General features: G+C 38.9%; 19 protein-coding genes. 4 read left to right on the forward strand and 15 right to left on the reverse strand.

What is annotated here, in order from left to right; genetic code table 11:
• Nucleotides 1-507 precede the first annotated feature (507 nt).
• From GXP67_RS02770 to xerA, 5 genes are all read right to left on the reverse strand, one after another.
• Nucleotides 508-906, reverse strand: a complete 399-nt coding sequence (locus GXP67_RS02770; protein WP_162441741.1) for a hypothetical protein — start codon at nucleotides 904-906, stop codon at nucleotides 508-510.
• Between the two features lie 119 nt (nucleotides 907-1,025).
• The gene (locus GXP67_RS02775) at nucleotides 1,026-1,469 is read right to left on the reverse strand and encodes a hypothetical protein (protein ID WP_162441745.1); all 444 of its coding nucleotides are present in this window, start codon (nucleotides 1,467-1,469) and stop codon (nucleotides 1,026-1,028) included.
• A gap of 113 nt (nucleotides 1,470-1,582) precedes the next feature.
• Nucleotides 1,583-2,005, reverse strand: a complete 423-nt coding sequence (locus GXP67_RS02780; protein ID WP_162441746.1) for a DUF3997 domain-containing protein — start codon at nucleotides 2,003-2,005, stop codon at nucleotides 1,583-1,585.
• Between the two features lie 125 nt (nucleotides 2,006-2,130).
• Nucleotides 2,131-2,523 (reverse strand): hypothetical protein, encoded by a 393-nt coding sequence (locus tag GXP67_RS02785; protein WP_162441747.1) that lies wholly within the window; start codon nucleotides 2,521-2,523, stop codon nucleotides 2,131-2,133.
• 178 nt (nucleotides 2,524-2,701) lie between these two features.
• On the reverse strand, nucleotides 2,702-4,492 hold the full coding sequence (xerA, locus tag GXP67_RS02790) for a site-specific tyrosine recombinase/integron integrase (protein WP_162441748.1): 1,791 nt from the start codon (nucleotides 4,490-4,492) through the stop codon (nucleotides 2,702-2,704).
• Between the two features lie 349 nt (nucleotides 4,493-4,841).
• Between xerA and GXP67_RS02795 the strand changes: the two genes are divergently transcribed.
• The gene (locus tag GXP67_RS02795; RefSeq protein WP_162441749.1) at nucleotides 4,842-5,411 is read left to right on the forward strand and encodes a recombinase family protein; all 570 of its coding nucleotides are present in this window, start codon (nucleotides 4,842-4,844) and stop codon (nucleotides 5,409-5,411) included.
• A 95-nt stretch (nucleotides 5,412-5,506) separates the two neighbouring features.
• On the opposite strand, the gene GXP67_RS37720 is transcribed toward GXP67_RS02795, so the two are convergent.
• From GXP67_RS37720 to GXP67_RS02835, 9 genes are all read right to left on the reverse strand, one after another.
• The gene (locus GXP67_RS37720) at nucleotides 5,507-5,641 is read right to left on the reverse strand and encodes a hypothetical protein (RefSeq protein WP_262890479.1); all 135 of its coding nucleotides are present in this window, start codon (nucleotides 5,639-5,641) and stop codon (nucleotides 5,507-5,509) included.
• 10 nt (nucleotides 5,642-5,651) lie between these two features.
• A complete protein-coding gene (locus GXP67_RS02800) occupies nucleotides 5,652-5,846 on the reverse strand; it encodes a hypothetical protein (protein WP_162441750.1) in 195 nt (64 codons plus the stop codon).
• Nucleotides 5,847-6,248: 402 nt separating this feature from the next.
• Nucleotides 6,249-7,475: an AAA family ATPase gene (locus tag GXP67_RS02805; protein ID WP_162441751.1), complete on the reverse strand. Its 1,227-nt coding sequence runs from the start codon at nucleotides 7,473-7,475 to the stop codon at nucleotides 6,249-6,251.
• Nucleotides 7,476-8,382: 907 nt separating this feature from the next.
• A complete protein-coding gene (locus GXP67_RS02810; RefSeq protein WP_162441752.1) occupies nucleotides 8,383-8,874 on the reverse strand; it encodes a hypothetical protein in 492 nt (163 codons plus the stop codon).
• Nucleotides 8,875-8,943: 69 nt separating this feature from the next.
• Complete coding sequence (locus tag GXP67_RS02815) at nucleotides 8,944-9,705, reverse strand: DNA-primase RepB domain-containing protein (protein ID WP_162441753.1); 762 nt, start codon at nucleotides 9,703-9,705, stop codon at nucleotides 8,944-8,946.
• Between the two features lie 301 nt (nucleotides 9,706-10,006).
• Nucleotides 10,007-11,905, reverse strand: a complete 1,899-nt coding sequence (locus GXP67_RS02820) for a DUF927 domain-containing protein (protein WP_162441754.1) — start codon at nucleotides 11,903-11,905, stop codon at nucleotides 10,007-10,009.
• 279 nt (nucleotides 11,906-12,184) lie between these two features.
• Complete coding sequence (locus GXP67_RS02825; RefSeq protein WP_162441755.1) at nucleotides 12,185-12,391, reverse strand: hypothetical protein; 207 nt, start codon at nucleotides 12,389-12,391, stop codon at nucleotides 12,185-12,187.
• 5 nt (nucleotides 12,392-12,396) lie between these two features.
• The gene (locus tag GXP67_RS02830; RefSeq protein ID WP_162441756.1) at nucleotides 12,397-12,660 is read right to left on the reverse strand and encodes a hypothetical protein; all 264 of its coding nucleotides are present in this window, start codon (nucleotides 12,658-12,660) and stop codon (nucleotides 12,397-12,399) included.
• Between the two features lie 16 nt (nucleotides 12,661-12,676).
• The gene (locus GXP67_RS02835; protein ID WP_162441757.1) at nucleotides 12,677-12,898 is read right to left on the reverse strand and encodes an XRE family transcriptional regulator; all 222 of its coding nucleotides are present in this window, start codon (nucleotides 12,896-12,898) and stop codon (nucleotides 12,677-12,679) included.
• A 120-nt stretch (nucleotides 12,899-13,018) separates the two neighbouring features.
• Between GXP67_RS02835 and GXP67_RS02840 the strand changes: the two genes are divergently transcribed.
• From GXP67_RS02840 to GXP67_RS02850, 3 genes are all read left to right on the forward strand, one after another.
• The gene (locus tag GXP67_RS02840) at nucleotides 13,019-13,714 is read left to right on the forward strand and encodes a type II toxin-antitoxin system RelB family anti-toxin (protein ID WP_162441758.1); all 696 of its coding nucleotides are present in this window, start codon (nucleotides 13,019-13,021) and stop codon (nucleotides 13,712-13,714) included.
• 201 nt (nucleotides 13,715-13,915) lie between these two features.
• Nucleotides 13,916-16,678: a DNA methyltransferase gene (locus GXP67_RS37205; RefSeq protein WP_162441759.1), complete on the forward strand. Its 2,763-nt coding sequence runs from the start codon at nucleotides 13,916-13,918 to the stop codon at nucleotides 16,676-16,678.
• 63 nt (nucleotides 16,679-16,741) lie between these two features.
• Entirely contained in the window at nucleotides 16,742-18,238 is a 1,497-nt protein-coding gene (locus GXP67_RS02850) for an RNA/DNA-binding domain-containing protein (protein WP_197901637.1), read from the forward strand.
• A 130-nt stretch (nucleotides 18,239-18,368) separates the two neighbouring features.
• Here the strand turns inward: GXP67_RS02850 and GXP67_RS02855 are convergent, their stop codons facing one another.
• Nucleotides 18,369-22,943 (reverse strand): DUF7619 domain-containing protein, encoded by a 4,575-nt coding sequence (locus tag GXP67_RS02855; protein ID WP_162441761.1) that lies wholly within the window; start codon nucleotides 22,941-22,943, stop codon nucleotides 18,369-18,371.
• Between the last annotated feature and the right edge of the window lie 124 nt (nucleotides 22,944-23,067).

Below are 23,067 nucleotides of genomic sequence, written 5' to 3' on the forward strand. Positions count from 1 at the left end.
ATGTGGTAAGGTAAGCCCGGTTGCCGTCTCAGAGCGGTGTTGTAGCCAGTTCTTTTTCTGTTAATGTTAGTCAATAAGTAAAAGCTATTATTGCTCCAATGAGGAACAATAATAGTCCCCCAATCAATCGCCACAGCATCTTCCTATACTTAGCCTTTAGCTGCTCCCTTTCTTCCTTCTTAATTAACTCAACGAAGTTTGGTAAGTCTTGTACGTGACGGAAATTACTGACTTTATAGCCATTGACTTCTAAAATACTTTTAATCTTATACCAAAGAATATTGAGATATAGGGCAAGTATCATCATAACTGCCATAAAGATTATAGTAATCACTTCCCCTAACGTTATATTCATCATTAATCTTTAATTGGCTACAACGGAACAAAGCCAACCGGCGGCATCGCCTCTGCGTCAGCAATGCGCTTTGGCAGCGTGCTGAATGGCTTGACTGGTGTTCTGTGCAGGTCTTTCCTTTTTTACTTAATTTTTGTTTAGTTTCATGTCCTCTACCAATCACGCCATACATCGGCAATTCCTTCTCCTCCGGCGTAGTCCTTTGGGTTCAATCCGGCACTAAGGCAAATGTTATCGAAGAGTTCGCATAATTCTTCCCGCTCTACTGTCTCAATCAGACTACCACCTGTCTCATCATTCAATTCATTAAGTGATTCAATGGCTATTCTGAATAATTCTACTTTTGCAGGTTCCGGAGCGGATTCACCTAACCCAATAAGACCTTCGAGCAAGTCATCCATGATTTGTTGGGCTTTATCGCAGTTCTCAGGTGTATACTGCTCCATGCCACCATCCTCCTCGTCATCATCCTCGTCTCCATAGAAGTATGTCCTCCATTTATCAAAAGGATATTCAGTTTTGTTGTTTAGTATCTTTTCTGAGTAGCTCATATTGGGTTTTTATTCACTTGCACAGAATGGACCACAAATTCCCGTCGGCGAGCCCTTGTGTTAAGGTTGTGGTTAGAACGGGCCGCTGATAGGTGAATTAGGTGTTATGCTCATTTATTTTAATCTTTTTGATAATTAACTTCTGTTTGAAAGTTGAAAGCTTCATTTTCACCTACGCCTTCTGACTGAAAATCAATTAGCAATTCGCCTTTGACAAGGTAGTTATCATTTTCTTTTTTTGTTATTTCTAAGCGTTTAACATCACACATATTATGAGCGCCACCTATATAAACAGATGCTTCTAATTCTTCATAGGCTTGACTAGTGATAGTTAAATTATTTAACTCATCTGGATTCTGTAGTTTTAAATTTAGCCATTCAATCACTATTTCAGTCTCTACAGGTTGCGATTCATACTCAAGGCCAGAATCAAAGGGAGTCAAAGGAATACAAATACGATGGAACAAAGTGTTACTCAATCCAATATCGCTATTCTCAAACCAATACTTTTCAGCTATTCCCTTCTCAGCTTTAGTTTTACTTTGAAGATTTATTTTTTCCATCTTTCATATTGAGCATAACGAATCAAAGGCAACCGGAGACCGATCCCGCTGCGGTGGAGCACTGTGCTGGGAAAGGGCCGGTTAACGGTTTGCCTGGTGTTGTAGGCAGGCTTTTAATATACATCCACCGCAATTAATTGAATCGAAGTAGGAATCTGTAAAGAATCCATTTTATTATTCATTTCTTCCTTTGTCATTCCACCCCATACTGTGGGTACTTTCGTGTTAAGTATCCAATAATCAGTCTTTTCTTGAACTGTTGCCACTCGCCTTTCTGCTATAACGAAAGTTTTATAATGATTAATTCTAATTATTTCACTGGGTATCCTGGGAGTATTCTCTCCCCAGGTTTCTGGGGAAACAAAAACTTCATGAGCTGAACTTCTATAGAGCAAGTACCCGTTTTGAATTGGTTTGGAATAGTCTTGATGTCCCGGTCCAAAAATCATTGTTTCCGGAGGAGATGTTTTTTGACATCCAACCCCTATCGTAAGTATTAATCCAATCCTTAATACAAGAAACCTGCTTCTATTCATTTAAGTATTTTTGCTTGCCTACAATGGCCCACAAACTCCCGCATACCGAGCCTTTGTGTTAAGCCCTGAGCTGAGAATAGGCCGGTTGACGGTCGAGTTAGGTGTTATGCCCTGTGATTTATCTTTTAATCTTCATACCAAGTATAATCTTCGCCTCTTATTCTGGCTCCCAACAAGTCTGCTATTTTATCCGCCACTACATTGACCGGGTTGGAAGGATCATCATTAGCTTCGAATCTAATTACGCCCCACTTTTTACTTTTTGAGAAACCCCAGTAAAACACTCTTTTCCATTTAGTTTCTTTGTTAGAATAAATCTCCGCATCGTATTTTCTATCCTCTCTGTGATGAAATTGTTTTGAATCATCTGCATGTTTGAAGTAACCTATCCAATCCTCAAAGTTATTATTAGTGATTCCTGCTAATTGCAATTCTGGTATACTCTCAATGGCTTTTAACCACTCATCTAATGTGATGTGTTCTCTATTAGATCTCTCAAAATACATCGCATAATTCATTGTCTATTCTTCAATAGGGCATAACAAACCAGTACTCCCAACTGGGTGCTAGTTGTGTGTATTTCTTCTATAGTAGTAAGTGGTGATGAGGTAACCTGAACGGTTATTTTTTAAAGAGTGGCCTTGTGCTCAGGTGCCTTCTGTGTGTATCATTTACTTTAAAGTAGCTAAAAAAACATCACACTTGCAAATATTCCAGCGGACTTTTTACTCCGGCCATAGCTTTAGTGGTGATATGGGTATAGATCTCTGTCGTTTTGGGTGAGTTATGACCTAACAGAACCTGAATATATCTCAAGTCAGTGCCTCTTTCTAACAAATGTGTGGCAAAGCTATGACGCAAGGTATGTAAGGTGACTCTTTTATGGATACCGGCTTTTTCACAAGCTTCTTTATACAATACCTGCACACTGCTTAAGGAATAGGGTTTTCCTGCGGTTGGTCCCTCGAATAAATAATTTTTGGGCATATATAGTTCCAGATACTGCAGCAGATAACTTTTTGTTTTCTCTGACAAAAGCGTGATGCGGTCTTTTTTCCCTTTGGCCCCTTTAATATGGATCTGCATACGCTCCCAATCCATATCCCCTAGCTGTAGCTTGAGTAGTTCTCCAATGCGCAGCCCGGCAGAATACAAGACAAGAAAGATACATTTATGCTTTAGGTTAGTATGAGCATTAATAATAGATTCTACCTCTTTTTCATTGAGTACCACCGGCAATACCTCTTCTTTTTCCGGGCGTTCCACATAGTAAAACCGGCGGTTACCATTGAGAACCTGTTCATAATAGAACTTGATGGCATTAATAGCCTGATTTTGATAAGAGGCAGAAACGGCTCGCTCCTGCACCAGATACCTGAGATAAGCCAGGATTTCTTTTTCAGTGATTTCATCAATAGGACGGGTAGAATAATAATTAATAAACTCCTTGAACATATTTTTATAAGACTTAATGGTTTGATAACTATAGCGTTTCAAAGTCAGCTTTTCTATAAATATTTCCGGCACCTGCCGGAAATAAGGTTGCTTTTCTGCTTCCTTTCTTTGAGCAAGTAATGCCTGCCTTTCATCTTGTTTCTCTTCTAACACCCATCCATGGCTTTGGCAATAGCCTTGCAGGCTGCTCATCACCGAAGAGGACAAAGCTACACTCCACCACTTGTTGTCGGCATCCCAATGATAGAAGGGAAAACTTTTGACTAAGGTGACCAGGCTTGGTTCAAAGCGGAAGATGAGCCTGACCCTGCCTTGTTTATAATGCACGACGATCAGCTTATTCTTATCCACTACCGGAAAGGGAGCAGGCAAACTTGGCCCTCTTTTATTATCCTTCCAAGAGGGGCTGCTATCTTGCCCAAGGGATTGTTTTTCTATCAGATTCCCTTTAGAAACTTCCGCTGTGGAATCAACTAAAGTGGGCACTTCTTGCGGCAAATCCAGGTCTATCTGCTGTAATCGGGCACCAAAATAGCGGTAGATCAGATCCTGATTGATGGGCGTTTGGGTCACTAGCCAGCTAAAAGTACCTTTATCCCATCTGGCATAGTGCAGTGAGCGCAAAAAGCGTATATCAGTTTCCTGCTTTTTGAGTTGCAGAATGATCTTTTTTCCGGTAAAAGCTATTTTCACCGGGGAAGTGCCTGGTTGACTACTGGCTTTAAAAAGCTGTGTATCTGCTCCAGGTGTATCTTGCATGAGTGTTCTGTTTTCCACAGTAGGGAAAGCAAGGGATTTTGTCTGCTTGTGTTGGGCTACAACTTCTCCCGGACCTATCACCGTTAGAGTGGGGAAAAAGGATTTTAATTGTGCATAAGCTTCTTTTTGATAGGGAATCAGCCAGCACCTGAGCCTTGGATCCCAACGGCGTTGAGGAATTTGCCGGATCTTTTCCAAGGCCTGCTCCTCATAAGGGACAAACACACCAATGAAAATACTACCTTCTTGCTCTATTTTTTGAATACGTATCATGGCAATGAAAGAAAAACGCAGAATAAGATGATTGATAGCAAGTATGCTAGGGAGGTGTGTTTGCTGAAGGGAGTTAGGTGTATTCGTTAAAAATCACAAATACACCTAACTCCAAAGGTTAATCCTTAATAGGTAGGAAGGGTAAATCAATAAGAACATACATTTTGTGAATTCTTTAACTAACAGCGCCTTGCTAATAGCATAGTAAAATAAGGGCCACAAAGTCATAACTTTCTGAACCCTGGCTCTTTCCTTCAGTTTTTCTGAAAAAGCAGTCAAAACAGGGGTCAAAAAGTAAGTCCAAAAAGAAAAAGACAATTATATTTGTGACACCAACTTTTTGACCATTATGAATAAAGTTTTTGGCTACGCCCGAGTTTCAACCCTTGACCAGAACTTAGACACCCAACTAGAAGCCTTGGAGAAAGCTGGGTGTGATGAAATCTTCCAAGACAAGATCAGTGGAGTAAGTACTAGTAGACCGGCATTAGATGAAATGATGAGCCGGTTAAGAAAAGGAGATACGATAATGGTTGCCCGATTTTTTAGATTGGGTAGAAGTCGGGATCATTTGATTAAACTGGTTGGAGATTTTGCAACCAAAGGTATCCATTTCAAAGCCTTAGATCTAGGAGTTGACAGCACAACACCTGCAGGAAAAATGGTGCTGCATATTTTTGCCGCTTTAGCCGAGTACGATCGGGAGAGCATCTTAGAAAAAACCCGAGCTGGACAACTGTTAGCTGCAGCAAAAGGAAAACATATAGGTCGTCCTAAAGGAATAAATAACGAAAACTTTTTGAAAGTAAAAAAGGCTCTTGAAAGAGGGCTTTCTGTAAATGAGATAGTAGATCTGACAGGGATCAGTATGTCAAGCGTGAAACGGTATAAAAAGCAAGTTGAATCTGCTGGAGCATAGTTTGATCTATCTGATAACTCTTTCTCTTCCAATTCTTCTACTAAATCAGAAACTGATTTTTGATAGTTTTCCTTCATCTATGAGTTTTACTTCTTTCACCCCTTTTTAATTTTGGAAGTCAGCTTTTTAGACTTTTTTTGCTCTGTATCCTTTAAATCATCATCCCAACAATCACTAGCTACTATGAGCTTACCTTTTAAGGTTCCAAAGGTGATATTAGATTTTTTCATAATGGCCACCCTATTTATCATTTTTCATCATTTCCTCTATTTGGGCCCACTCTTCATCTGTAAAATCTATGGTAGGCCACTCTTTTGCTGGTATATGCCCTATCTGTCTAGCATAGGCATCTGCCCCACCAGCTTTTACTACATCATCTGGAGAGTGAATTTTTAAAGACTTCCACTTGTATGGACCACCCATATGGTTTTTCATGTTCAGAGTTCCTCCTTCCAATAGTATTCATTAAAGCTACTCTTTGGTACCCTAAAACGCAAAACAATTACATAAAAGCCTATCTATTTTTCCAAACCTGTTATTTTCTGCCTTTTTCTTGCAAGTTTTTTACACAAATCTGAACCAAAATATTAATCCGTTTCAATTGAAACTATATTCAATTTACATCATATTTCTTTCAGATTCCGAGATAATTTTCGCTTTTAATTCAATAAAAACCACCAAGTTACGTCCGAAATTTTTCACGGAATCCGAAATTTTCGGCAAGTATGATACACTTTTCCCATTAAGGATACATGAAGCATACATACTTCTTACTGATGTAAGCAGGAATGAAATTACCGACCTTCAATCTATAAATCCATTTTCTTAATTTCTCTATTACTTCTCCAACACTTGAGTAGCAATCATGTGGTCAAATTGATCCAGCGATGGAATGGCCCCATAATAGCCTTGCAAATAACGCTGCTGAAAGTTTGCCTTTTTGCGTTCATCTTTGAAATGGGCCAGGGAAAATAACCGGGCTACTCCATAGACATCTTTTTCCGTAAAGTAGATCTGATCCTTTCTCAATAGCTCTGCCTGCAATAGCGAACTAGCATGAGTGGTGAAAATCAGCTGGGCATGGTGGGGATTAAATGCGTGGTTGTGGAACAGGGAGACAATTTCAATAACCAGGTTAGGATGCAGATAGGCATCTAAGTCATCAATCACTAGGATGCTGCCCTGCTCAAGTGTGGCTAGTAAGGCTTCTGCTAAAACAGCCAATTTCTTGGTGCCCAAAGATTCTTCCTCCATTGATAAGGGGGTATCCCCTACAGGCTGATTATTTGCATCATACTTGCGATGAGTAATAACTAGCGAAGAAAGCTTATGTGTAGTGCCTGCCTGTGATGGATCTGTGAAATTAACCGCTTCAATGCCTGTATCTGCTGCTTGCAGAAAGGCTAAGCGCTTCTCCTGTGCTTGTTTGTCTGTATTGCTTGGTAAATGTGCCAGCGTCTCTGTTTGGAAGAGGATATGCACATTAGTAAACCAGGAAAGCACTTTAGTTGCCAGCTGTTCATTGAATTGAGCAGCCACCGAAAGCAAGAGGGCATTCTCCCGGATAAATCCTTCCTTGGCTAAACGCTTGCCTTTGCTGAAAGAGCGGGCATGTATATTGAATTTCTGCCCCTTTCTATAAAAGACTTCTACTTCTTTTGTTTTTCCACGATGATAGAGCCATTCTTCTATGACAATGCCTTGTTTGATTGCAAAGCCATAGCGAAAGAGTTCTTTTGTATGGATAAATGTCACTTCAAATTCAGTCGGACTATGCTGAGTCTCTGTGTGCCATTGAAAAGGAACCGGTTCTATCTTCGTGCCTGCCTTTTCAGAAGCACCCATAACTAATTGCTTCATGCAGAGCAAAGCTTCCAAAAGCTTACTTTTACCACTGCCATTGGCCCCCAATATAGCAGCACTTTTCAACAAGTCTATCTTCAACTCACTTACCGGATGAACAGCTGCTGCCGGTTTGCCTTTACTATAGTTTTTGGCTACTAAGCTGAAAGTAATTTCAGCTTTAAAAGCTTTGAAATTGGTTACAGAAAAATACACTAGCATAAATACCTGTCGTTTGCATCAGAATGGTGCAAATATGCACCTTTATTCTACCTATAAAGAGCAGATACCTTGTTTTTTAGCCCAAGGTTGTAAAGGAATGGATTGAAATGCAAAAAAAGCAAGTAAGGGCAAAGTCTGGCAGCAAAAATGAGCTACAGGCTTATATAGAATTACATAATAGAAAGCTTTTTTTACAGCAAGAAAGCAAATAAGCTGTTTATCTTGCTATTTTTAGCATATTAGACCTATAATTAAACAATGCTATGCTCATAAATTTCCAACCGACTTGCGCCGGGCTTCCCTATAATTTCCGCCTGAATCACTACGATTTCGTAGTGGACATCACTACGGAATCGTAGTACGGCCTTACCCCGAAGTCGTACTACGGAAAAGTTACTATTAACTCATAATCAGTCATTAACAAGAGTCATTCCGTGCTGATTCCGTAGTGCGGTTTTTTCCCGTACTACGACTTTGTAGTGTTTCTGTACTACAATTCCGTAGTACGGCTCCAGATTGCTGCGGTAGCAGGATTCCAGTGTGAGATAAGGCCGGATATAACTTTTAATACTAGCCGGATAGGAATTAAAGATTAGCTGTTAAGTAAACACCTGTCTTGCAAAAAAAACAGTGCCTGATTCGATCTTGCAGGATTGCGAACTCTCGCAATGTGCTAGTGCTATATTTTCTCCGCTAGTAGCTGATTACCAAAAGCTAGCGCCAAAAGTAGCTCCAGCGTTAGTGGCGAGAGTTCGGGATATTTTTACTGAACTCTTCCATGAGTTAGCATAGCTTTTGACAGGGGTATGGTTGGCTGTACAGCGTAGCAGTCAGCTTCTGCTTACACTTTTGTATACTACAAGCCAGATAGCTGTTATAAATTGCACGAAAGTGTTAAATAGCCGTTCTATTTTTTATACTTATCCATAATAGGCTCTATTTTTTTCACTGTGATACGTTTTCGTTCTCTTTTTGCTGAAGATCCGGATGGATGGCCCACAGCAGGATCTGTGCTTGAATCAGCATGGGGCCTGTCATCAGCTGCATTTGACCCTGAAAGCTTTTCTGGTGGTTTAACCGGTCGTTCTTGCCTCTTGTAAGCGGTTGCTTGTGCTACAGCTGCCGTTTTAGGCTGGGCGGCTTTTGTCGTGTTTGATTGTAGCAGCTGATGGGATGCACAGTAAAGTTTTATCTGCTCATCTACTTTCCCAATAAAGCTCTCCGGATAAACATTTACCTCCATGTATTTGTCATTCAGCATGACACTTCTTTTTTCAGGCTTTACTCCAAACGTATGGACATATAAGTCCCGCACGAGTAAGCCTACCTGCCACATCGCTTGATGGGTAGGTCTAAGTTTTAAAACTTTAAATCTTTCATAAATCGAATAGTGAATCATAACATTTAAGGGTTTGAAGTGGATAGAAGCCTGAAGTGAATAAAAGTATTTTAAGTCAGTAGAGGCGTTTCAATGCCATATAACTTTTCTCGCATTCTTGATTGTCATCGAAACATATTTGTCGCCTCTCTGCTTGGCTTTACTGCTGTAGCTGTATAAAGCTTCCCGTATAAAGTCTTCTGTTCTACCTTGCCTTAATAGCATACAGACATAATTAAAATCCCTTCTGCTTCGATCCTCTTCATTTCTTGGTGGAACATTATGGATGGAAGTAGTCTGGGCACACGCCCCCCATTGGGGTAAAAATGAAGAGATCCGCTTTTCTGCTTGATGCAGTTTGACAAATGGGTAAAATCCTTTTTCGTCTCTATATTTTTCTTTCCGGTTTGTAAAACCAGGCAATCTGCCAACATGGTCTGGTTCAGCGCTGCCAGGATCTGCTCCGAACCGGTAGGCCAGATGCCTACATATTTCTAAAGCTTGTTCTCTGTTTTCCGGCGCCTGGGAGAGTGTAACAAACGCCTGGAAATTATCCGGGCTGGTTTCCATCCACAGACAAGGCTTTATGATTTCCAGATCCGGAAACACTTCTCTTTTTAGATCATCCAATAGGATATATTCATAACCTACTGGCCGGCAATACACATTATAGCCCAGTAAGTTTTTATACTTCAAAAAGTCAGTGCTTCTCAGCAATGCCTCCGGCTCATAGCAGATCCGAATAGGAACATATTTCTTTCGGTCCAGATGAGTTAACTGGATCAAATACTCTTTTGCTCCAAAGGCAGAAATATACCTTTCAATAATTCTCTTAGTAAGTTGACTATGCATCTTTTATTTATTTTTTACCCCAATGGGGGGGCGTGTGGAAAAATAGAAAAAGTAATAAAAGGAACAAGATATTTACCTGCCTTATTATATGATATCTGGGTATTGGCTATCCAACTATCCAACCTCCCAACCAGACTGATAATCAGAATACTTACGTCCAGCCAGAGAACCAACTATCCAACTAGGCTACTCTTTTCAAATCCAACCTGGAGGCTAAAAATCCAACCAGATCCAACCAGAAAGTAAGAAATAGATATAGTTAAAGAATATAACATATTATATATCAATTATTTATATTTATTCAGTTATGTCTGGTTGGAAGGTTGGATGGTTGGATGAAAAAAACAGATTCTTGTAGAGATTGCTCATAACTGAGCATGGCAGGCCCCTCAGCGCTTGAATCTATTTCTTGGTTTTCTTCTAAATTTGTATTACGCCCCAGCCACAGTTCATACCTTTGCGTGAGTGGTTCCACATGCAGGTGCACACAATGTTTCTGGTCGTATTTTTTATCTATCGTGCTTTGAAACTTTGCATTTCCCTGCTTGATGAATATATCTTTCTGTGCTTTTATATAAAGTTCCAATGTCCCTTTATCCAAGGTTTTGCCCCCTTGCCTGCGTTTGGCTTCCAGATACAATGGGTGAATGGAGATCATATACAGATAAAGCCTTTTTCCACCATCTCCTTTACTAAAACAAAAATCTTTTTCTTCCGTGATTTTGCCTTGTTCATAAAGGAATTGTACTACATCAAAAAATGCCTTCAGATCATCTGTACTGTTCATCAGGCTGTTTTGCTCCTTAATTCTTTTCTTAACTAAATTCTCAAAATCAGTTTTCTCAAATGGGAGCCTTTGTAAATGTTTATTTGTAATTTCTACACAGGCTAATAGAATGGTATAATTCTTTAGCAGCCGGTCTGGATACTGATGAGCCAGTAGATTTTTGCTCAGCTCTCTGTATTCATGCTCAAATACTTCTTTGAATTTATCCTTAAAATATGATCGTATCTCCAGGATTTGTGTGAGCACAAAGGTTAATCCCTCCTGCTGTAATGCTTTAAGCTGATTCATTGACTCATCATTGAACTTCTTCTCTGTAAAATCAAGCAGGATGCATCTGGTAAACAGAGCCGGGTCCAGGTTAGGGAGATCCTGGCCTGCAAGTAGTACACTACTTAATATTTTATTGGTGCGGGTGCGGCTATCATTAGTAAAAGCTGCATTTAAACTGCCCGTACCATCATACATACCTTTCAAGGTTTCTGCAATTTTCAGTAGTTCATCTCTGTTTTTATATTCATCTATAAAAATCAGCGCATTTCTGAACTGGCCCATTGTGCGGGTAATAGCTTTGGGTGTAGAAGTGCCTGATGCTAGACTTATTCTTGGTTGTTTCTCCCCAAACAGATAGAGCAAAGATTCCATAAGTGTACTCTTTCCGGTTTGAGGCTGGCCAAAGTTGTCCAGGATGGGAAAGAAGCCTAATTCATCAAATATGATGTCTCTGAAGATAGCAGCAATAGCAAAAGCCAGTGCAACCTGGCCATTATAACTATACACTTGGGCAAATTTTGAAGACCATTGCTTGAAAGTGACTGATGAGTCTTTGTAAGTGAATCTGATGTAATTCTCATTTTGCTTATCCTCTTCAGAGCTGTCATCTTCTTTTAAAATGGAACTGGCATAAGGAATATGAAAATGTTTATTTCCCAGGTTTATAATGCCGTACTGATCAGCTGGGTAAAACTTACCTTTCTGCCAGATGCCATTACAAAAAGTAAAAAAGTCTTCTCGGGTATGCTGGCCTAATACAGTGATTTGCGTGGCTCGTTTCTCATCATTAAAAAGTTTGATTTTAATGTGCGTGAGATCCAAAGCTGAACCATAAAAAATAAAGTTACCCTCTCTTTCCAGGAACTTAGTGAATTCAGCTACTGAAGCAAGTTTATCACTATTAATAGTAAGTATGGATTCAACCCCGGGCTGATTTTTAAGTTTAATTACTCTTTGAGACTGATCATGTCCTTTAATAAAGTAAAGAACAGATATACTAAAATTACTTATTTGCTTTCTGGAGGGCTGATCTGAATTAAATTTAAGTGTGTACAGACAGTTATCTTTTTCATAAAACTTATGTTTTTTATACTGCTCTACTTCCCATGGCTGAATTTCATCTTTTCCGTTGGATTGATTCATTTTAAACTATTTAGATGATAAGTTATAAATGGAGAACCACACCAAGTAGAAGGTGCGGTTTTGTTTGTTAATTGTAGAAAAACAGGAGCCTTTCCAGCTTCCGAACTTTATCTTTCAGTAGCTGATTATCACGCTCATAAATTTTATTGCGTTCTGCTGTTTTTCAAAGCAGGCATGCAATTTTTGGATTACCCGCTTTTGTTATCTAATGACAAGTTTTGGGTCTGCATCCCTGGGCATATAATTTGATGCTTGTAGTAAAATCGTAGCGTTTTACTTTTACTGTGATACAGCAATAAATAGTACCTTTTTTGTTTTGTCTCTTTTATTGTGTCTTATGTGAAAAAGTACAGGCATCACTATATTGCTTGTGCGGAAATTTGTAACTTTATGCTTTAGCTGTTTGTCTTGGCGGATAGCAGCTACAGACTCATTCTTTGCCTCCATAGCATCTGGCGCCTGGGGGCTTTTTTTTGCTTGTTTCATAAATTTTAATTGCTTGGTTTCGGAATTAATCCTAGGCTCTCTGCCTGGTGAAGCGTTAGATAATCAGAAAAGTCATCATCAATTACCCAATCCGGTTTACCCCGCAACTGCTTCCAAGTTTCTGCTAGCTCATTGCGGACGAGCCAGGAACCTTTTACTTTTACAAGTATTTCAAACATCTCGTCGGGTAAGGCTTTGTTAATTTGAGCAAGCATTTTCTCCCTGAGTTCTAAACTCAAGTTTGTATTTAAATAAACATCGGCTTTCATATCGCTTGGCTGGCGGCTAGAATAGTTGTGATTTATCGAGTTTGAAATACTCTGCAATTGTAGTTATCTCATCTGCATAAGGCCTTATCTTGCCCTTTAAAATCAGCCCAAACCGCTTCTGATTGATACCAATTTTTTTATAAAGCTCTTTGGTAGGTTTCCAAGCAGTACCTGGTAATTGTTTCTCTTCAATAGCTTCAGCTATTGTCTTCTTAGGTCTATCCATATCTATTTTCATAATTATTATAATTATTTTATAACAAATTTATAAAAATATATGCATTATGTAATAATTATTTATTCATTTATTATAATTATTTTATAACTAATACTATCAAATGTTATTATATTTTTGGGAATGGATGTTTCAAAAAATATTGCTGCAATAAGAAAAGCTAGAAGATTGACTCAAGCTGAAGTAGCTGATAAAATAGGAATTGAGCGTTCAAATTATCCAAGACTAGAAAAGAGAGGAAACAAATTAACTTTAGAACAAATAGACCAAATAGCAAAAGTATTTGATATAAGTGTAGCTGAGCTTATAAATTACGATAATCCTGCTAGTAATAAGGAAGAATCAGAAAAGGTGAAGCAATTAGAAAAAAGAGTAAAAGAACTAGAAGAACAATTACAGGATAGAAAAGGTCTCATTGATGCAATCAAAGTCTATTTTACAGCTTATTTTGATAGATTATTCGACATATTTAGAGAACATTATGAAGTTTTAATTGATACTCCCGAAAAAGCTAAAAAGTATGCTGAAAAATATAATGAACCAGAGCTTTTAGAACATTTTATGAGTGGGGAAGTAGAAAAAGATGGCAAGAAAGAATACGATACTTTAGGATTTGTTACTCCTAAAGCTAAAGATAAAATATTAAAATTCATTTTTGAAGAAATTGGCCCCTCTCGTATATTCCTAGATTTAGGACTAATAGACCAAGAGTTAGAGGAGAAATATAATCTTAGTTACAATTGGAAATTATTTCATAAAAAAAACCAAGGTTCTTATAATAGAGCATTAAAAGAATTTAAAAAAAGAAATATACAGTAGTAAATATCAAAGCTTAACAAATAAAAATAATTATTTAAGAGCCAGCCATAGGACAAAAGACATATTAAAAAATGGCAAGGTTTAGAATAACAGTCGAAAAATTATTGCTTTCTTCTTCTCTACAAACCTCCAGATCGAATATATTTTTTAGGATTCTATAGTACATATAATTCTCTCACTATAATTAATTAAAATTTAATAATGGCATTAAGCTGGAACGAAATAAAAGACCGTGCTATACGGTTCTCTAAAGAATGGCAGGATACAGAACGAGAAGAAGCAGATGCCAAACCTTTCTTAGTTGAGTTTTTTAACATTTTTGGCATCAGCAGTAAGCGTGTTTCTACCTTTGAACACAAAGTAAAGAAACTGAGTCAGGCTGATGGGTATATTGATTTGCTCTGGAAAGGGGTAATTCTGGTGGAGATGAAGAGCCGGGGCAAAAATCTGGATAAAGCTTATCAACAGGCCATTAATTATTTTCCCGGCCTAAAAGAGTACGATCTTCCTAAATACATTCTCGTTTCTGATTTTGAGCGCTTCCGGCTTTATGACCTTGAAGAAGGCACACATCAGGAATTCCTGTTAAAAGACCTCTATCAGAATGTAAAGCTATTCGGCTTTATTCTAGGGTATCAAACTAAGAGCTATAAATCTGAAGATCCGGTAAATATACTGGCTGCCGAGCGTATGGGTAAGCTACATGACCGTTTGAAAGAAATAGGCTATGAAGGACATGAGCTGGAGGTGTATTTAGTACGTATACTATTTTGCCTGTTTGCTGAAGATACAAGCATCTTTGAGAAAAGATTGTTTCAGGATTATATTGAAAGGAAAACCAATGAAGATGGCTCTGACCTGGCCGCTCACCTGGCTCAATTGTTTCACATTCTGAATACCCCTCAACAGAAACGCTTAAAAAACATAGATGAGCACCTCAACCAGTTTCCCTATGTAAATGGAAAGCTGTTTGCCGAATACCTGCCGCCAGCTTCTTTCGATAGTAAAATGCGAGAACTGCTGCTGCATTGCTGTGCCCTGGACTGGAGCAAAATTTCTCCTGCTATTTTTGGCTCTCTTTTCCAGAGTGTAATGAACCCTATAGAACGCCGTAACCTTGGTGCCCATTATACCTCTGAAAAGAATATTCTCAAGCTTATTAAACCGCTGTTTCTGGATGAATTATGGCGGGAGTTTGAGAGTATCAAAACCAATAGGAACAAGCTTACTGAATTTCATAAGAAACTCAGCACCCTAAAATTTCTTGATCCGGCTTGTGGCTGTGGCAACTTCCTGGTAATTACCTATCGGGAGCTACGTCTGTTAGAAATAGAAATTCTACGGGCTTTAAATAAAAGCGGACAAGGCTGGCTGAATGTGAGCGATATTATCTGGCTGGATGTAGATATGGTGTATGGGATAGAATATGAAGAATTTCCGGCCCGTATTGCCGAAGTTGCCATGTGGCTGATAGACCACCAGATGAACATGCAGATTAGTGTGGAGTTTGGCCAGTACTTCGCCCGTTTGCCACTAAAGAAATCGGCTAACATCACGCATGGCAATGCCCTGCGACTGGATTGGGAAAGTATAGTGCCGAAAAATCAACTGACATATATTCTTGGTAATCCACCGTTTGTGGGTAAGTCGAATCAGAATGCTGTACAAAAGGCAGATATGGACAAGGTTTTTATTAAAGTGGATGGAGCCGGTGTGCTGGATTATGTAACAGCCTGGTATATAAAAGCAGCCCGGTATATTCAAGATACTACTATTAAAGCAGCTTTTGTTTCTACTAATTCTATTGTCCAGGGCGAACAAGTCGGCATTTTATGGAATGAGTTATTTTCTAAATATAAAGTTAAAATTCATTTTGCTCATCGGACTTTTAATTGGAAAAATGAAGCCAGAGGCAATGCCGCTGTTCATGTTGTAATTATTGGCTTTGCAAATTTTGATATAAATGAAAAATACATTTATGAGTATGAAAATATAAAAGCAGAACCCCACGAATTAAAAGCTAAGAATATTAATCCCTATCTGGTTGAAGGAAAAGACTTAGTTATCTTAGGAAGAACAATTCCATTAAATAATGTACCTAAAATGATTTATGGAAGTAAGCCTGTTGATGATGGCAATTTCTTCTTTTCTGATGATGAAAAAGAGTTGTTTATTCAGAAAGAGCCAAATGCAATAAAATATATAAAACCAGTTTTAAGCAGCCACCAGTTTTTGAATGGGCAAAATCGATGGTGTTTATGGTTAGAAAATATAACACCAGATGAGTTGAAAAAGATGCCATTTGTTCTCAAACGTTTAGAAAACATTAAAAATTTTAGAGCATTAAGTACAAAGGAATCAGTAAAAAAACAGGCCGCTACTCCAATGTTATTTTCTGAAATCCGCCAACCAAAAAGCTCATATATAATTATTCCTCGCCATTCTTCTGAATCAAGAAAATACATTCCTTTTGGCTTCTTTGAGCCTGAAATAATTGTCAGCGATTCTTGTACAGCTTTACCAAATGCAGCTTTATTCCATTTTGGAATTTTAACTTCAGAAATGCATAATGTATGGATTAGGCATATCTGTGGTAGAATCAAAAGTGATTTTAGATATTCTAATGTGCTAGTCTATAACAACTTCCCCTGGCCAGAAAGCCCAAACGAAAAACAAATTAAAGCTATAGAAACTGCTGCTCAAAAAGTATTGGATGCCCGTAAAGCCTTTCCGGATAGTTCCCTTGCTGATTTATATGATTCGCTTACTATGCCCCCCATATTAGTAAAAGCACACCAGGAATTAGATAAGGCAGTTGATTTATGCTACCGTCCGCAGGCTTTTGTATCGGAGGCCAAGCGTATGGAATTTCTGTTTGAACTATACGAGAAGTATACAGCCGGTTTATTTGCCAAAGAAAAGCCAAAAACAAAGAAGAAAGAGTCTGCACAGGCGATTGAATAAAGAGGCTTTTTTACTCGTTCAGTAAATACCCAAATCTATTACCTATATTAATCTATGCCGGGCTTGCCTATTAATTTAAATGATTTAATCAACGCAACCACTGTTGAAAGTGAACGTATTGAATTTAAAGCATCATGGAATCCGGAAGATATTATGCACACACTTTGTGCCTTTGCTAATGATTTTCATAACCTGGGAGGGGGTTATGTAATTGTTGGAATTGAAGAACACAATGGTATGCCTATTTTACCTCCCAAAGGACTTTTACCAGATCAGGTGGATGCCTGTCAAAAGAAGTTATTTGAGATCAGCAAGCGGATTGTGCCGGAATACTTTCCCGTTTCCTCAGTAGAGGTTTATCAAGGTAAGCATATTTTAGTTTTGTGGGCAACGGGAGGTGACAACCGGCCCTATAAGTGTCCTAAAAATATTGTCCTCAATCCTATATATAATTACTACATAAGAAAAGGTTCCAATACGGTAAAAGCCAATCCGGATGAGGAGCGTCAGTTATATGAATTAGCCAACCGGATTCCTTTCGATGATAGAATTAATCATACTGCTTCTATAGAGGATTTGAAATTCCCTTTAATCCAGTCATTTTTAAAAGATGTTGGCAGTGAGCTTTACCAGAGAGCTACTAATATCCCTTTCCATGAGCTATGTCAGCAGTTACAAGTTTTAAAAGGCTCATCTGAGTATCTAAGGCCTGTTAATGTAGGACTACTCTTATTTAATGAGCATCCTATAAAGTTTTTTAAAGGCGCCAGAATTGATGTGGTAACTTATATTGATTCCATAGGAGACGAAATGGAAGAACGTATTTTTGAAGGTCCTGTTCATGTTCAGCTTCGAGATGCACTGAAACATATCCAAAATACTGTAATTGCCCAACGGATAAGAAAAGTTGAAAATCAGGCTGAAGCTCAGCGGTTTTATAATTATCCTTTTGCTGCCATAGAAGAGGCATTGGCGAATGCCATTTTTCACCGTAGCTATGAGCTACAAGATCCGGTAGAAGTAAACATTAGGCATGACAAAATTGAAATCCTCTCGTTTCCTGGGCCAATTCCTCCGGTTGATAATGAAGATCTAAAGAAAGACAGAGTAGTAGCCAGAAGCTATAGAAACAGACGAATTGGAGATTTTTTGAAGGAATTGAGATTAACTGAAGGAAGGGGTACAGGTATACCTAAAATTCGTAGAGCCATGAGTAATAATGGCTCACCCAATCCGGTTTTTGAAACAGATGATAGCAGAACTTATTTTCTGGTGACACTGCCTATACATAGAAGTTTCTTGCCTTCTGTACCTTTACCATTTACTGATAAAGATGATATTACTCTTGCCAGGCGTATTCTCGCCTTATGTAAAACACCTCATAGCAGAAGTGAGATATTAGAATATATAGGAGTAAAATCTAATGCTTTTTATTATCGCAAATACATTATTCCACTGGTTCAAGCTAATTTATTAGAATTGACCATTCCTGATAAGATCAGTAGTAAAAATCAGAAATATATAACTACAGAAGAGGGCATAATTGTATCACGAAAGTAGTTCTAAATAGTCAAGGATAAGTCAAGGATAAGCAAACAAAACCTTGACAGTTGTCAAGTAACAAGGGAAAACAGGAAAAGAAAGGTCAAGGATAAATCAAGGAAAAATCAATTGATTTCCAATATTCATACTACTTAACAAGTAGTTTTTTCATGCAGAGGCTCCCTTGAGTTTCTATGATTAGAACATACATACCTGGTTTGATTCCCTGTAGAGGTATTTCCGTTTGGCCACCATTACTCAGGATACTTTTAGTAAGTAGTTTTCTTCCCATGCCATCCTGTAAACTTACCTGCGCTTTAACACTTGCAGGAATTATGATATATACAAAACCGGTCGTTGGGTTAGGATAAATTTCTAGCTGTGAAGCCTGCTCATCTATACCTGTAGGCACTTTCTCATAGGTATAAGGCTCAGACAACTTAGAAGTACAAGCACCTTCTATAACTTTGATTGTATACATACCATTCTCTTTTGCCTCGATTTTCCGGCTATTTACTTCCAGCTTACTACCATTAAGATACCATTCATAACTAGAGGCCACGATTGAAGAGACTAAACTATCCCCTACTAATGTAATGACCGGCCTAGCAGGGATTTTATGAACTGCAACTCGTACTGGTACTTTTACACTTTCACAGCCTTCTTCAACAGCCGCTACATAGTAAGTGGTAGAGGAAGAAAGTACAGGTGTAGTAAATATGGCTTCCTTCCCAATCACCACGGATGTATCTTGGGCTGCGTACCAGTTATAGTCTCCTTTGCTGCTTCCACTTACCTCGATGTTAACAGAGCCTTGTCCGCAAATGCTATCCAATAATAGGATATTAATTTCCGGTTTTTTATTTCGAGTGATCTTCACTAGACTTCTTAGAGAATCACTGCCGCAAGAATTAGCAGCAATACTCCATTCAAATACATTTTCTCCATAGGCTAAGCCGGAGATAAGTGTAGTGGCGCTTTCCCGATCTTGGAAGACACCTTTTCCACGCACTAGTTTCCATCGGCCTTTCCCTACCAATGGCGCTATGGCTTGCATCACTACAGTATCTTGGACACACATTGATCGGCTTATGCCTGCTTGAATAGTAGTATTAGTTGTTTGACAAATGATACTTTGATCTAATTTGGTTGATTCTACTACAACTGGCGGCAGATCATAAATGGAGTTAAACACCGTATTGGTTCGGATCGGCTCATTAAAATCAAAGAAGATGTCTGCATAATTCTCTATAATGGTTTTCTCCGGCAGATCAGCTTTTGGTTTGATACTAAATTTTATAAATCCATTGCTCCCTAATTGATCTCTGGTGCTATCAGGCAGGAGAATGTTATCGAAAGTAAATGTAAGCACTGGTTTACCTTTGCCGGACACACTCATTTTATACCCATGAGAAACCGTTCCTACTTGCAATGTGCTTATATCCAGGTCGGAGGATAAGGTATCTACTACTACTACTTTGTAGGCTACATCTGTTCCTGTATTTTGAAAACGTACAGTGTAATCTAAGGCTTTACCGGTAGGCGTATAATGGTTTTCTGTAACACCTTGCGGAGAAACGGCTTTATCATTGGGATCATAGGAATCAATAATAGGCAGGCATTCTGTAGCTATTTCAGGTTCTTCCTCCTCTTGGGTTTGCTGATTTACATAGCCTTTGCTAACTGTGCCATCACCATGCGTTCCACAGGCTTCAATTGTAATAAAACTTTGTTTTCTTGAAGGGTGATGGGGATGTTGATCGGCTTCTAATCTAACTGTCCGGCCATTGGCAGGAACTTGCAAGATCAGGCTGTCTCCCTTACTAAGCTTATAATTGGCTGTAAACACAAGCTGAGCATCCAGATAAATCCTGAAAGCGGTGCTATCGGCCATATGACCAGTACCCATATTATACATACCTAAGCGTACCCTGCCATTATCCAAACATTTGGCTTTCAAACTAATATCTGACTGATCCCAGTTTCCGGAAGGCGTTCTGCTATTAGCTGGCGTGATCCAGGCTTTGGTACATTGGGTGAGATTACGAATAGAAGAATTACCACAAATCACTGAATCCTGAATACTAATACTTCCACAAGCATTAGCAGCTAAAGATCCAATACTGAAAACATAATTACCCTCTTTGTCTAGCGTATATGGGATATTAGCACTTTTTAAGACGACATACTCCGGGAGCTTTACATGTACTTTGGTGTTTTCTGCTCCTGCTGTACCGCTGTTACAATATGAGACTGTAGTCATGTTGGTCATACACCTTCTTCTGCGATTCGACGAAACACTCACCGTAAGAAGTGATTGAAGCGTAGTTTGATTAGCAAAGTCTTTACCGGTGACAGTATCAGCAGAACCCGTAAAATGAATAGTATGCGTAATAGGATTTACCGGACATACTTGTTTGATAAGGTTGGCTTTATCCGCCTGGATTACTTGTCCAACTGTATAACTGTCAGCATCTACCTTAAGTGTATAATTTCCTAAAGAATCACTGGAAGTAAAGTAATTTCCAGGCTGAGCCACAACCACTCTATTAGCTATTCCTTTTTCATTGCTATTCTTGACACAATCGCCGTTAGTATCTTCATAGATACTGCCTTTTATAAGGTTAGACTCGGATAGGGGTCGCCCAAATGCTACGAAATTCTTTCTGGGTTGGCCACCAATTTTGGTAAATGCTCCTCCACCATAGATAACATTTCCTGACACAAGAAGACTACCAATGCCACCGTTTGGATTAGGATTCCAGGTGGTAACCTGTCCAGTAGTAGCATCAAGAGCAGAAAAACCAACTCTGGATTGGCCGCCTATACTAGTAAAATCACCTCCGGTATAGACCAGGTTTCCCGATACAGCTATAACTTTTATCCAAGAGTTTGGATTAGGGTTCCAGTTTGTAGCATGACTTGTGGTAGCATCAAGAGCAGCTAAATAGTTTCTGGATTGACCACCTATTCTACTGAAGAATCCTCCGACATAGACCACATTTCCAGCGATGGAAAGAGTATTAACACTATGATTTGGATCAGGATTCCAATCGGTAGCCTGGCCGGTGGTAGCATCAAGAGCAGCTAAACGATTTCTCATTTGGCCGCCTATTCTAATGAAGTCTCCTGCGACATAGACTACATTCTCAGCAATAACCAGTTGTCGAATTACATTATTTGGATCAGGGTTCCAGTCGGTAGGCTGACCTGTGGTAGCATCAAGAGCAGCTAAATAGTTTCTGGATTGGCCACCTAACCTGTTGAAGTATCCTCCCACATAGACCAAGCTTCTTGACACAGCTATAGCATAAATCCAAGAGTCTGGATCAGGGTTCCAGCCGGTAATCTGACCTGTTGTTGCATCAAAAACTGCTAAGTTATTCCTTGGTTGACCACCAATGCTAGTGAATGTCCCTCCTATATAAACCAGATTATTTGAAACAGCCAGGGCATGAACATTACCATTTTTTGGATTAGGATTCCAGTCGGTAACTTGGCCAGTGGTAGCATTAAGGGCTGCTAAACCAATTCTGGTCTCACCACATATACTTGTAAAATCACCTCCGGCATAGACCGCATTTCCAGCAATGGAAAGAGTATTAACTCTAAGATTTGGATTAGGATTCCAGTCGGTAACTTGGCCAGTGGTAGCATTAAGGGCTGCTAAACTATTCCTCGTTTGACCACCTATAGTAGTAAACTCACCACCAGCATAGATCACATTATCAACAATGGAAAGAGTATTAACTTTATTACTAGAATTAGGATTCCAATCGGTAACCTGGCCGGTGATTATATCAAGGGCTGCTAGATTGTTTCTAGTTTTACCACCTATACCAGTAAAGCCTCCTCCGATATAAACTACATTTCTTGATACAGCTAGGGTATGAATATAACTACCATCATTTACATTAGGATTCCAGCTGGTAGCCTGACCTGTGGTTATATCAAGGGCTGCTACTAAATTTCTGAATTGATCACCTATTCTATTGAAGTATCCTCCCACATAGACCACATTATCAGCAATTGCTAAAGTGTTAACTGCATTATTAGAGTTGGGATTCCAGTCGGTAGCCTGACCTGTGGTTACATCAAGGGCCGCTAGAAAGTTTCTAGATTGACCACCTATACTAGTGAATGATCCTCCTGCATAAACCACATTTCCGACAATGGCAAGGGTACTGACTCTATAGTTTGGACTAGGATTCCAGTCTGTAGCCTGGCCGGTGGTTATATCAAGGGCTGCTAAACTATTCCTCGTTTGACCACCTATAGTAGTAAAATCACCACCAGCATAGATCACATTTCCATTCATGGCTAGGATATGAATTGCAGCGTTTGCATCGGGGTTCCAGGTTGGATCTAAGTTACCATTTGCTAGAATATGAGCTAATCTATTTCTTATTACTCCTCCCACCTGGGTAAAATCTCCCCCTATAAACCATCCTCCTTTACCATCAGAAATAGAAGCACGAACAATTCCATTTATCTTTAATAAGGGAGCAGATGCCAGCTTTCCATCACTTCGATTGAGGATTACGCCACTTCCTGTGTTAGGCCCTACATGCCTAAAAAACCCTGCTATATAAATTGTATTACCAGACCTTGCTATAGAAGAAACAGGACTATCTGTCACCCACATGGTAGTATCTATATCTTGAGAATAACAGAATGAGAAAAATGTAATAAATAGAAAAATTGTGAGTAAAGCTTTGGGCATAAAAATAGATCCTTGGCCTAATCGCCAATGTAAGATTGAGGTAAGATATCGGAGAGTTTATACTATTTCTGTTCTTTGGGTAAACAGCTATATTTTTAACTTAGCTTTTAGCTAGTCTGTTATA

This window comes from Rhodocytophaga rosea, assembly GCF_010119975.1.
GTDB lineage: Bacteria > Bacteroidota > Bacteroidia > Cytophagales > 172606-1 > Rhodocytophaga > Rhodocytophaga rosea.